This window comes from Nitrospira sp., from assembly GCA_035968315.1.
In the GTDB taxonomy this organism is placed as follows: domain Bacteria; phylum Nitrospirota; class Nitrospiria; order Nitrospirales; family Nitrospiraceae; genus Nitrospira_D.
The window spans coordinates 1,061,699-1,073,098 of sequence record JAVYIN010000005.1 but is presented as its reverse complement, the minus strand read 5'-3'; the positions used below and the strand labels follow the sequence as shown (position 1 = coordinate 1,073,098).

At 54.1% G+C, this 11,400-nt stretch carries 12 protein-coding genes; all 12 read left to right on the top strand.

What is annotated here, in order from left to right; translation table 11 throughout:
• Positions 1-7: 7 nt before the first annotated feature.
• The 12 genes from rplQ (at position 8) to pilQ (ending at position 11,309) form a co-directional block, all read left to right on the top strand.
• On the top strand, positions 8-439 hold the full coding sequence (gene rplQ / locus RI101_08780; protein MEC4890139.1) for a 50S ribosomal protein L17: 432 nt from the start codon (positions 8-10) through the stop codon (positions 437-439).
• A gap of 157 nt (positions 440-596) precedes the next feature.
• Entirely contained in the window at positions 597-1,169 is a 573-nt protein-coding gene (lptC, locus tag RI101_08775) for an LPS export ABC transporter periplasmic protein LptC (GenBank protein ID MEC4890138.1), read from the top strand.
• The gene (locus RI101_08770) at positions 1,138-1,737 is read left to right on the top strand and encodes an LptA/OstA family protein (protein ID MEC4890137.1); all 600 of its coding nucleotides are present in this window, start codon (positions 1,138-1,140) and stop codon (positions 1,735-1,737) included. The genes lptC and RI101_08770 overlap by 32 nt, the downstream gene beginning before the upstream one ends.
• 29 nt (positions 1,738-1,766) lie before the next feature.
• Positions 1,767-2,516: an LPS export ABC transporter ATP-binding protein gene (lptB, locus tag RI101_08765; protein MEC4890136.1), complete on the top strand. Its 750-nt coding sequence runs from the start codon at positions 1,767-1,769 to the stop codon at positions 2,514-2,516.
• A gap of 18 nt (positions 2,517-2,534) precedes the next feature.
• A complete protein-coding gene (rpoN, locus tag RI101_08760; protein MEC4890135.1) occupies positions 2,535-4,046 on the top strand; it encodes an RNA polymerase factor sigma-54 in 1,512 nt (503 codons plus the stop codon).
• Between the two features lie 51 nt (positions 4,047-4,097).
• Positions 4,098-4,661 carry a ribosome-associated translation inhibitor RaiA gene (raiA, locus tag RI101_08755; protein ID MEC4890134.1) on the top strand — a complete coding sequence of 188 codons (564 nt, stop codon included), beginning with the start codon at positions 4,098-4,100 and terminating at the stop codon, positions 4,659-4,661.
• A gap of 142 nt (positions 4,662-4,803) precedes the next feature.
• Positions 4,804-5,670 (top strand): RNase adapter RapZ, encoded by an 867-nt coding sequence (rapZ, locus tag RI101_08750; protein ID MEC4890133.1) that lies wholly within the window; start codon positions 4,804-4,806, stop codon positions 5,668-5,670.
• Positions 5,671-6,387: 717 nt separating this feature from the next.
• Positions 6,388-7,500 carry a type IV pilus assembly protein PilM gene (gene pilM / locus RI101_08745; protein MEC4890132.1) on the top strand — a complete coding sequence of 371 codons (1,113 nt, stop codon included), beginning with the start codon at positions 6,388-6,390 and terminating at the stop codon, positions 7,498-7,500.
• Entirely contained in the window at positions 7,497-8,048 is a 552-nt protein-coding gene (locus tag RI101_08740) for a PilN domain-containing protein (protein ID MEC4890131.1), read from the top strand. The genes pilM and RI101_08740 overlap by 4 nt, the downstream gene beginning before the upstream one ends.
• Positions 8,049-8,051: 3 nt before the next feature.
• On the top strand, positions 8,052-8,693 hold the full coding sequence (pilO, locus tag RI101_08735) for a type 4a pilus biogenesis protein PilO (GenBank protein MEC4890130.1): 642 nt from the start codon (positions 8,052-8,054) through the stop codon (positions 8,691-8,693).
• A 94-nt stretch (positions 8,694-8,787) separates the two neighbouring features.
• Positions 8,788-9,339: a pilus assembly protein PilP gene (locus RI101_08730; GenBank protein MEC4890129.1), complete on the top strand. Its 552-nt coding sequence runs from the start codon at positions 8,788-8,790 to the stop codon at positions 9,337-9,339.
• Positions 9,336-11,309 (top strand): type IV pilus secretin PilQ, encoded by a 1,974-nt coding sequence (gene pilQ, locus RI101_08725; GenBank protein ID MEC4890128.1) that lies wholly within the window; start codon positions 9,336-9,338, stop codon positions 11,307-11,309. The genes RI101_08730 and pilQ overlap by 4 nt, the downstream gene beginning before the upstream one ends.
• Positions 11,310-11,400: the final 91 nt, after the last annotated feature.

The following is an 11,400-nucleotide window of genomic DNA, read 5'->3' as shown; positions in this document are numbered from 1 at the left end:
GAACGCCGTGCGACACAGAAAAAAAGGTCGGCAACTCGGTCGGCAGACGAAGCATCGGTCGGCATTGTTTCGGAACATGGTCACGTCGTTGATTGACCATGAGCGGATTGAAACGACTGAAGCCAAGGCCAAAGAAGTACGGGGATTTACGGACCGGATGATTACGCTGGGCAAGGAAGGCACCTTGGCCGCTCGCCGCCGGGCGCTTGCGTTTTTGCGGAGCAAGGATGTCGTCTCGAAATTGTTTAGCGATGTGGCGGGGCGGTTTACGGATCGGTCCGGCGGGTATACGCGAATGATCAAGACACGCCGCCGTATCGGTGATGGTGCCGAAATGGTCGCGCTTGAGCTGGTTACGATGGTGGCAAAGCCGCTTAGCAAGAAGGCCAGTGTGCCGGCTGCGCCGGCTCCTGCCGCTCCTTCAGAGCCAACCGCATAGTTGTATTTCGTAGAGCATTCTCAAAGGGCTTCTCACGGTGTAGCCGTGAGAAGCCCTTTTTATGCCCTCCCCAACAGACGTTTACTTGCCGCATCCTGAGTGCTACTATCCATCGTACTGTGGATGGTCTTGTCTTTATAAGGAATTTTGTATCGATATGTGGGAGGTGCTAGCGAGGCGAAGTCTTCTTGCCCTAAGCGGAGTCCTGGCGGTATTTCTCGGGTACCTTCTCTTTACTAATGCAGATTCAGTTCCTGTAAGCCGTTCGGCAGCGCCTGGCGCCATTGAGCAAGCTGATGCCAAGATTTCGGAGTTTGCCTTTACTCAGACCAAGGGCGATGTGGTGCAGTGGAAGGTGGAGGCCAAACAGGCGCGTTTGTTTGAGCAGGAGAAGCGGGCAGTGTTAAATGATGTCCAGGTTACGCTGTATGGCCAGGCGGGAAAAGAGCTTACAGTTTCAGGCGAGGAAGGGGCGCTTGATACGGCAACAAAAGATTTTGTGTTGTCGAATCGGACGGATCCGCTGGTAATCGAAACGGGAAGCGGGTACATCATCTATACGAATCATTTGGCCTGGACTGACGCGACAAAGCTTCTCCGCACGGACGATGCCGTCCGGATTGTCGGCAATGGGCTCGAAATTACCGGGCGCGGCCTGTTGGGCCATATGGAGTCCGAAGAGTTTGAGGTGTTGGATAATGTACATGTGGATCTGTCTCCTGCTTCTTAGTCTTCTCTCGCCGGGTATTGCCTTGGCGGTGCTGTCTCCGGATGGTGGCGCATCAAAGGTTCAGGAGCCCGCCGCTCCTCCCACAAATATTACGGCAAAGAAAATGACCGTTCGGAATCAGGAGAGTCAGGCGGTCTTTGAGGGGACGGTGGTCCTCACTCAGGGAACGTTAATGGTGTATTCGGATAAGATGGTCGTTTTATTTCACCCTCGTGGTGCTGGAGAGCAAAGCGATCGTCCTGCGGATTCCAAATCCACCGGAGGGGCTTCTTCGCCAGAGCTTTCCAAAAGATCTGACGTCATGCCTGGCTCATCCGGTCAATCGGTCAAGCAGATTGAGGCGACGGGCCATGTACGAATCGAGCGTGAGGGCGGCAAGGCGACCTCAAACAAGGCGGTGTTTGATAACAGCCGGCGAATTGTGACCTTGACGGGTGATCCGGTGGCTTGGGAAAAAGGCACCCGTGTCACCGGAGAAAAGATCATTATCTACCTCGATGAGGACCGAAGTGTTGTCGAGGGCGGAACCCATCTACGCATTGATGGCGAGGGAGGCGGGAGTCAATGACCCAAGGCGCATCAATAGAGGCTGGCGCGTTGCCCATATCCCAGGCGGAGCCCCCCCTCGAATGCCTGCAGGCCGGAGGATTGGTCAAAAGCTTTCGTGGACGCAAGGTGGTCAAAGGCGTTGCCATCGAGGTGTTCGCTGGCGAAGTCGTCGGTCTTCTCGGGCCAAATGGAGCCGGAAAAACAACCATCTTTGATATGATGGTCGGCCTCTGTCAGCCTGATGAGGGGGAGATTACGTTTAGCGGAGAATCCATCACGAAGCTGCCCATGTATCAACGGGCCAGAAGAGGCATTGGCTATCTGCCGCAAGAATCGTCGGTGTTTCGCCGGCTTTCGGTGGAGAATAATGTCTTGGCGATTTTGGAAGTCCTAGGGTATCCTCGGGGTGAGCGGGCTGAGCGAGTCGATGCGCTGCTCAAGGATCTCGATCTGGTGCACATCCGCAAAAGTATGGCCTATGCCTTATCCGGAGGAGAACGGCGGCGCTTGGAAATTACCCGCGCGCTGGCGACCAATCCGTCATTTATGCTGCTGGATGAGCCGTTTGCCGGGATTGATCCAATCGCTGTGGCCGATATTCAGCAGATCATTCTCCGGCTGAAAGAGAAGGGGATTGGCATTCTGATCACGGATCATAATGTTCAGGAGACACTCTCGATCGTGGATCGAGCGTATATTATCAATGAAGGGCAGATTTTAGAGGCCGGGTCTCCGGACGCGATTGTGAAGAGTGAAACAGCTCGGGCGGTCTATCTCGGAGACCGGTTCAAACTCTAGGGGTGTAGTCGGGTTGTTATGAAGCTTCGTCTTGACCTCAAGCTCAGTCAAAAATTGATCATGACGCCGCAGTTGCAGCAGGCGATCAAGCTGTTGCAGCTCTCTCGGTTGGAGTTGCAGCAAAGTCTGTCGCAACATCTCCTTGAGAATCCCTTGTTGGACGAAGTGGCGGCAGAGGCTGAAGAAGCCGAAGCGAGTACGGCGGAAGAGAAGACCGAGAGTGCGCCTGCTGAGACCGCCCAGGACTCTCCGGAAGAATCAGGGACTCTTGAAGAGCGGGGATCGCCGGAAGAGTTTTCCGCCTCCGGCTGGGAAGAGTACTTTGGCAGTGATCGCCGATCGGGAGGATCCGAATATCCCTCATCCTCTTCCCAAGATGAGTTTCCCTCCTATGAACAGACGGTGGCCAAGGCGACGTCGCTGGAAGAGCATCTCTTGTGGCAGCTTTCGTTATCCGGTTTATCCGAGCGGGAGAAAGCGATCGGCCGGCTCATCATTGGAAATCTCGATGATGACGGCTATCTGCGCATTACGCTGGCCGAGGTGGTGAATGGCACGGAGTTTTCGGTTGCCGAAGCCGAGTCGGTTTTAAGGGACATTCAGACGTTCGATCCGACGGGTGTGGGGGCTCGTGATTTGCCGGAATGTCTCCTGCTTCAGTTAGGCCATCTGGGGAAGAACCCCATGGGGTCGCTTGGGGCGAGACCGGGAGCCCTCAAGGGGGCGGTGGTCGAAGGGATTGTGCTGCATCATTTGAAAGATTTGGAGAAGAAACAATATAGCAAGATTGCGAAGGCGCTGGATGTGACGGTCGAAGAAGTGTTTGAGGCGACCAAACTTATCGGGGATTTGGAGCCAAAGCCTGGGCGCCCCTTCAGCAATACGCAAAATTATGTGATTGTGCCGGATGTGTTTGTCGTGAAAAACGAAGGCGAGTGGGTGGTGCTGTTGAACGACGATGGTTTGCCGCGCATGCGCATTAGCCCCTACTACAAGCAATTGATGGCATCCGGGCAGGGAGGGGCGGAGGAAACCAAGTCCTATCTCGATGAGAAGTTGCGGGCGGCGCAGTGGGTGATCCGAAGCATTGAACAGCGCAACAAGACCATTGTGAAAGTCGTGACCAGCATCGTGAAGTTCCAGGAGCAGTTTTTCGAAAAAGGGGTGCAGTATCTCAAGCCGTTGGTGCTGAAGCAGGTTGCGGAAGATATCGGGATGCATGAATCGACGATCAGCCGAGTCACGGCAAATAAGTATATGTATTGTCCTCAGGGCATGTTGGAGCTCAAGTTTTTCTTCAATGCCGGGCTGCAACGAGTGGATCAGCCGTCCGACATGCTTTCTTCCGTTACGGTGCGAGAGATGATTCGCAAGATGATTGCGGAGGAAGATTCACAGCGTCCTTTGAAGGACGAGGAAATTGCCGCGCGCCTTAAGACCCAGCAGGTCTTGATTGCGCGGCGGACGGTGGCCAAGTATCGCGCCGAGGAGAATATTCCGTCGGCAAGCCAGCGGAAGCGATTCTTTTAACTAGTACGCCCGGTGGGGCGCTTATTCCTGTAGCGTAGGGGGAAGGACGACATGAAACTGAGAATTACCGGTCGGCATATGGATGTCACGCCGGCATTGCGCCGTTATCTCGAAACGCGGTTTGATCGGCTGGATCGATACGGATTGAAGGTCGGGACGGTCCAAGTGGTGCTGAGTGTTGAAAAGCTGCAGCATAAAGCGGAAGCCGTCTGCACCGTCAGTGGGAAACGGGTTCAGGCGAAGACGGCAACGCGGGAGATGTATGCGACGATCGATGCCCTGTCGGATCGGGTCGATGTTCAGTTGCGGAAGCTGAAAGAACGGTTGGCCAGTCATAAACCGGAGAAGGCGACAAGGCCGCGGTCGGTACGGGCATTGGCCGCTGAGTTGCCATCGGCGCCGCCGGTTGAGGTGGAGCGATGTGCCGTTCCGACGCTGTCGCTCTCCGCGGTGCATGACCACTTCAGCGACCATCTTGAGCCGTTCATGTTGTTCACGAATGCGGAATCGGGAAAGATCTGTGTCGCTCAGCGGTTGGCTGGTGGACAAGTGGTGCTGCTAGAGCCCTATTCAGAGAGTGCACGGCCCCGATCACGAACCAGTACGAAGGCATAATCCCTGGGCGTTCCGGTTGTTCGGCTGTAGCCGAGAATGCCCTCTGCGGACACTGGAGTGTTGCCCCAGAGTGTCGCGCAGGGAAGCGGCTGTTTCACGCGTGTGTCGATGTTGGTAGCCAGTCGGCCGGTTAAACACTCCTATGGCACAGCTCAATCTCGTCATCGTCAGCGGACTATCCGGGTCCGGGAAATCTCATGCGCTGAAGGCGTTTGAGGATGCGGGATATTTCTGTATCGATAACCTTCCGCCGACCCTGATCCCAACCTTCGTCGATCTCTGCAATCAGCAAGGGGGGGAGATTTCGAATGTGGCGTTGGGGGTTGATATCCGTGAGCGGGTATTTTTCCCCGATTTGGTTGGGACGCTTGAGCGGATCAAGACGCTGGGGTATTCGATTCGCCTGCTTTTTCTGGAAGCCAGAGAGGAGGTGCTGGTTAGGCGGTTTTCCGAGTCTCGCCGTCCACATCCCGTGCTCCCTCAGGTGCCGGTCATCGAAGGGGTTCGTTACGAGAAAGAGCGCGTGGCGGAGTTGCGCCGACAGGCCGATCGGATTATCGACACGTCGGATCTGACAGTCCATGAACTTCGCGAGGTATTGGCGAAGGAGTGTGCTCGGGGATCGGCAGCTCGGAAACTTGCGGTGACGTTGTTGACCTTCGGATATAAGTTTGGTGTGCCATACGATATTGATTTGCTCTTCGATGTCCGGTTTCTCCGGAATCCATTTTTCGTCCCCGATCTCAAGCCTCTTTCCGGGGATGATCCGCGTGTTCGCACCTATGTGCTTACCGATTCCGATGCGATCGCGCTGATAAGTCAGCTTGAAGGCCTGCTGAAGTTCCTGATTCCCCTCTACCAGCGAGAGCAGCGCAGTTATCTGACAATTGCCATTGGGTGCACTGGCGGGCGGCATCGGTCCGTAGCCATTGCCGGCCGTCTGCGGGAAAGCCTCTCAGCGCTGAATTTAGATGTGATGCTCAAGCATCGAGATCTTCATAAATCATAGGCCGTACAGCCGGGCTCGATTTGCCCGCCCTCTTCTCACCGGCGAGTCAGTCTCAAAACTTTTTAAGCTCCTGGGTTTTCTTCTCGATGGGTGTGGCCAGCTGGTCACACACATCCTCAGGCATTGCGGAATATCTAACGCATCTAGAGGGTATCAATTGCTCGCAAGAGAGGAGCCGGTCATCAAGATTTGCAAGAATACGGGGCTGGTCTGCTCCACTGTCCAGGAATAGAGGGCGGTATTTGATGGTGATGGCGGCGCCTCCAATGGTGTGGTCGAATCAGTGTTGAGAGAAGAGGCTCAAGTTCATAAATGGCTATGCCGACATGGTAGTAGGGATAGAGATTGGCGATGCAGGAGAAGGCGAATTAGTGGCGAGGGAAGATGGCGGGCAGCGATATATCATGCATGAAGGTGGGTATATTGCGATGTGGGTGGCTTAGGGAGGAAGGCAGGGGTGGAGGAAATGTGCCAGCGCTTCTGCCCGTAGCGCGGCTTTGTCTGACTTGCGGCATTTCTTGACAGGTATAGCATATGGATTATACTTCTCTTGTGCCTAGAGAAAATGACTTACCCGCGAGCCGCTGCAACACGCAACCAATGGGCTTTCCCCAAGAGATTCGTGAAAGAGAAGGGCGATGACCGATAGGGTTTGGTGAAATTGAGGAATGTATTCACGCCTAACAGTTTGTCCTGTAGAGTTGGTTGGTGAGGCCTATGCTGAGTTCATTTAAAAATGTGTTTGAGACCGATATCGTTTCACTCCTGACGCCAAAGCGTCAGCTTGTAGGTTTGGATATTGGATCCAGCGCCATCAAGCTGGTGCAGCTGAAAGAGTCCAAGGGGCGGTATAGTTTGCAGAAGTTTGGGGTCAAGCCGCTTGAGCCTGAAGTGATTGTCGATGGGGAGGTCATGGACGAGGGGCGTGTTATCTCGGCCATTCGTGAATTGTTCGATGAATTGAAAGTGAAGAATAATCAGGTGGCGGTGTCTATCTCGGGGCATGCCGTCATCGTGAAAAAAATCAGTCTCCCTCCTATGCCGGATGAGGAATTGGAGGGCCAGGTCAAGCTTGCGGCTGAACAATACATTCCGTTCGATATCAATGAAGTGAATATCGATTTTCACGTGCTGCCTCCTGATCCTGCCGATGTAGAGGGGGGAGGTGGCGAGATATCCGTCATTCTGGTGGCGGCAAAGAAGGCAAAGATCAATGAGTTGACCGAGCTTGTAAAGGGCGCGGGATTGGTGCCGTTGATCATGGATGTGGACGCCTTTGCCATTGAGAATATGCATGCCATCAATTATCCCACGGGGCAAGAGGAAACGACGGCGCTGGTCAACGTTGGCGCCAGTGTGATGAATGTGAACATTATCCGCGGCGGGGTGTCGCTCTTTACCCGTGATATTCCCCTTGGAGGGAATCGTTATACCGAGGCGATTCAACGTGAAATGGGCTTGTCGTACGAAGAGGCCGAAGAGGCGAAGAAGGGCGAAGGGGGCGGCCATGCTGGAAATGGATCGATCAAACAGGTGCTGGATGGCGTGAATGGAGAGGTGGCGTCTGAAATCGCGCGCACGGTCGATTACTTCAAGACATCGGCTCCCGATGTCGGCCTGGATCGTGTGCTGGTCTGTGGCGGTGTTGCGCGCATGAAAGGCTTAGTACAGCAATTAGGCGAGCATATGCACACACCAGTCGAAGTGGCGAACCCCTTCGAGGAAATCGATACGACTAGAAGCGGTGTTGATCAGGACGAATTGGCTGCCATGGCGCCGCTTGCTTCTGTTGCAGTGGGATTGGCCATGAGATTCGTGGGGGACCGATGATTCGCATTAATCTTCTTCCAGGACCCAAGGGCCGAACAGCAAAGCCTCAATATGATGTTCGGGCTCAGGCGCTATTGGGGATCGGAGTGCTTCTGATTACCGTGGCAGGGTGTTGGTGGTATACGGCTGCTTTGGACAGCGAAATTGAAGCGCGGCAAGAGGAAAAGCGGGATAAGGAGAAGCAGGTCGCCCAATTAAAAGAGCAAGTAAAGCAGGTTCAGGATTTTGAACAGAAAAAGAAACTGCTCGAAGATAAGAATCGTGTGATCGATCAGCTGGAAAAGTCGCGGGTAGGCCCTGTCAAGGTGCTCGACTATGTGAGCCAGAGTCTGGAGCCTCTCAAGGTGTGGCTGACCAGCTTGAAGATTTCCACAGACTCTGTCGAATTGGAAGGCCGGGCCCTCACCAATGATGACGTCGTAGAGTTTGTCAATAATCTTCGTCGGACCGATTTCTTCTCGAATATCAATCTTCAGGAAAGCCGGGCAGCCGTTGAAAGCGCGATCAATATCTATCAATTCAAGTTGGCATTTCGCCTGAAAGGTTGAGGTATGGCTGCGCCTACGATCAATCTCGATGTGTTGCGGAATATTCCCGCCATGCAGAAGGTGGCCCTGTTGAGCCTATGTGTTGGCGTCATGGTGGCCGGATTTTATTTTTATATCGCTGAGCCAAAGTCGGCGGCGATTGAGGCGCTCCATGCCGAGAATGCGCGGCTGGATGGCGAGGTGCAGACCTTGACGATCAAGGTGAAGCATTTGGATGAGCTGGTGGCGGCGAATAAGCAACTTGAGATCGAATTGGCAAAAAAGAAGGAGCGCCTGCCTCCGGAGGAAGAAGCCGTCATGTTGCTGAAGCAAGTGTCAGATTTGGGGGTGCGGTTAGGGCTCAATATTAAGTTATGGAAACCTGGATCCCAAGCGGAGGATGCGTCCAAACTTTTCGTGAAGATGCCTGTTAATGTGGAAGTCTCGGGGGCGTACCATACGGCCGCGCTCTTTTTTGATCGCATCAATCACTTGCCCCAGATTATCACGGTCTCCGGGCTGAAAATTGGGTCTCCAAAGATGGATCAAGGGCGGGTGGTTTCGCAAACGCAGTTCGATCTCGTGGCCTATGCCGCTCCACCTGAGAAGCAAGTTGCTGCTGTGCCGACGGCCAATCTCGCAAAGCCAGTTCAGCCTGGCAAATAGAAATCGAGGAGTTATGCGAAGGTTCAGCTCGTATGATGAAATATCCCGCTGCCAGTATCGGCGGACGGTATTACTGGGGGGCGGGATATTCTGTGTGTTGGCCGGAGTCGCACAGGTTTTGGCTGGTGGTCCGGTTTCGCCTCCTAGCCAAATCAATCCGATGAGACAAGAGTCTATCAAGGTGGCTCCTGTCCAAGACCTTCAACGCCAGCCGATCATTCCGACATCGAGTCAGGCTCAGGGAGAAATTGTCAGTGCTCTTCCTGTGGATTTATCGGTGACTGAAACGGGAGCTGGGTTTGGATACGATCCTGCTGGGCGTCGTGATCCGTTTGCCCCGGTTGTACAGCAGCTTCAGCTTGGGAAGGTGGACGTTAATTTGCCTCCTTTACAGCGAGTCAATTTAACGGAACTGAATCTGATTGCTATTGTGTGGGGCGCCTATGGATATACCGCGATGGTTCAAACACCTGAGGGGTATGGATATACGGTGAGGCGTGGGACTCGAATGGGGCAGAATAACGGCGTGGTCAGCGCGATCACAGAGCGGGGCATTATTGTGCAAGAGCGGTTTACTGATGTCTATGGCAAAAAACAGGAGCGGGAATACGTCAAGCTTCTCCATCCGAAAGAGGGCTTAGAATGAACACATCATTGGCAGTTCCAGGCAAGTATTTTGGTCGGGCATGGCTCATTGGAACGGCAAGCTTGATCCTTGGTGCGTCAATCGCGCAGGCCGGGGATTGGGCGGTTGACTCCAGGGCGGAGGCGAGGACTCAAGAAAACCTCGTCGAGAGAGACGATGTGGCGACGTTGCCTGCACAGGCTGTGACGAATGTGTCAATTCGGCCAGATGGAGATCAGGTTACCGTGGTCGTCACAGGTGATGGAAAGTTATTTCACGATGTTAAACGATTGGACGACAATCGGTTGGTGGTCGATCTTGTGGCGGTGTCATCGGCCCTCAAATCGTCGGTGATTCTTGGGCAGCATCCGTTGCTGAAGCGAGTAAGGGTGGGGGATCATGCCGAAAAAGTTCGCCTGGTTTTTGATCTCCTTGAGCAGCCTGCCTTTACGGTGAGATCTTCCGGCAGGGAGGTTTTGGTGACGCTTAAGCCTGCAGCCGGTAGCCCAATGCTTTCATCGGCGGCCATTTCTCAGAGCGACTTGGATATCGAGGGAGTAGGCTCGAAAACATCCGCGCGGCCGCCCGTTCGAGGCTCCCGGTTTATTGGTGTGGCCCAGGAAAAGTTCAAGGTGCGCACTGTTCAAATGGCGGGAGAACCCAATCCGTCGGATGACGTCCAGACACAAGATGTTGTGGCGGGACAGACTCGGTATGTTGGTCGCAGGGTCTCGCTTGATTTTCAGCAGGCCGATATCACGAATATTCTTCGCCTGATTGCTGAGGTGAGTGGATTCAATATTGTGGTCGGTGAAGGCGTGAAAGCCAAGGTGACCATGAAGCTGGTGAGTGTGCCGTGGGATCAAGCCTTGGACATGCTCCTGAAGATGAATGGCTTGGGCATGATCCGGCAGGGCACCATTGTGTGGGTGGACACGTTGACCAACATTGCCAAACAGCAGGATGAGGAAGCGAAAGCGAAAGAGGCGAAGGTCAAGGCGGAAGAATTGGTGGATCGTGTTTTCTATATCCGGAATCTTCCCGCGCAAGAACTCATGACATCGCTCAAGCAGTATTTGAGCCCCCGAGGAGTGATGACGATTAGCCAAGGCAGCAACGCGTTGATCGTACGCGAGACTGAGACCAAGCTTGCGGTTCTGAAACAGTTGGTGGATGGGCTGGACTTGCAGGTCCCGCAGGTGCAGATCGAAGCACGCATTGTGCAAGCTGATACGGCCTATGCGAGAGGCTTGGGAATTCAGTGGGGTGTTCAGAATGCGGATTTTAGCAGCAATAAGTTTAATTTCTTTGGGAATGCCACGGGCGCATTTGCACCATTAGGTGGTACTGCTGCAGGTCAAAGCGGAACAGGAACAATTCCCCGCGATTTCATCGTAAATCTTCCTGCGCAGGTGGGCGGTCTTCCCGCTGTCCCGGCCATTGGCTATCAATTCGGCAAGTTGGCTCCGGGATTTGCCCTCGACATGCGGTTATCCGCTGGGGAACTGTTGGGATTGACGAAGGTGATCGCGTCTCCCAAGGTGACGACATTGGATAAGCGGGAAGCTAAAATCTCGCAGGGTGAGTCGATTCCCTTCCAGACCACCTCGCTTCAGGGTACACAGACCACATTTGTGGATGCGAATCTTGAGTTGAATGTGACGCCGCAGATTACATCGAGAGACCCGCGGGAAATCGGCAAGCAGATTATGTTGAAAGTGCGCGCTACGAGAAACTCTGTGGGTGCGCGAAGCAATCCTGCTGGGCCCAGTATCGATCGTCGCGAGGCCACCACGCAAGTGGTGGTGCGCGATGGGGAGACCATGGTGATTGGTGGTGTGTTTGTCGATACGCAGGGGAACAACGTGCAGGGTGTGCCGTATCTGTCACGAATTCCGGTGCTCGGTTGGTTGTTCAAAAATAAGTCTGAAACGGTGTCGAAGCAGGAATTGTTGATTTTCCTCACGCCGACGATCATGCGGGCGATTTAGCCTGCACGATTGAGGGTGTCGGTTTAGGTGTTGTTGAGGAAATAGCAGGTGCGTGGCCCGTTCCCGTTGCCGATGGCAGTGGGGACGGGCC

What these genes read in the sequence shown, in the direction of transcription:
- pilQ (MEC4890128.1), top strand. Translation starts at nt 9,336, where the DNA reads ATGAACACATCATTGGCAGTTCCAGGCAAGTATTTTGGTCGGGCATGG.
- rpoN (MEC4890135.1), top strand. Translation starts at nt 2,535, where the DNA reads ATGAAGCTTCGTCTTGACCTCAAGCTCAGTCAAAAATTGATCATGACG.
- lptC (MEC4890138.1), top strand. Translation starts at nt 597, where the DNA reads ATGTGGGAGGTGCTAGCGAGGCGAAGTCTTCTTGCCCTAAGCGGAGTC.
- RI101_08740 (MEC4890131.1), top strand. Translation starts at nt 7,497, where the DNA reads ATGATTCGCATTAATCTTCTTCCAGGACCCAAGGGCCGAACAGCAAAG.
- raiA (MEC4890134.1), top strand. Translation starts at nt 4,098, where the DNA reads ATGAAACTGAGAATTACCGGTCGGCATATGGATGTCACGCCGGCATTG.
- RI101_08770 (MEC4890137.1), top strand. Translation starts at nt 1,138, where the DNA reads ATGTACATGTGGATCTGTCTCCTGCTTCTTAGTCTTCTCTCGCCGGGT.
- rapZ (MEC4890133.1), top strand. Translation starts at nt 4,804, where the DNA reads ATGGCACAGCTCAATCTCGTCATCGTCAGCGGACTATCCGGGTCCGGG.
- pilM (MEC4890132.1), top strand. Translation starts at nt 6,388, where the DNA reads ATGCTGAGTTCATTTAAAAATGTGTTTGAGACCGATATCGTTTCACTC.
- pilO (MEC4890130.1), top strand. Translation starts at nt 8,052, where the DNA reads ATGGCTGCGCCTACGATCAATCTCGATGTGTTGCGGAATATTCCCGCC.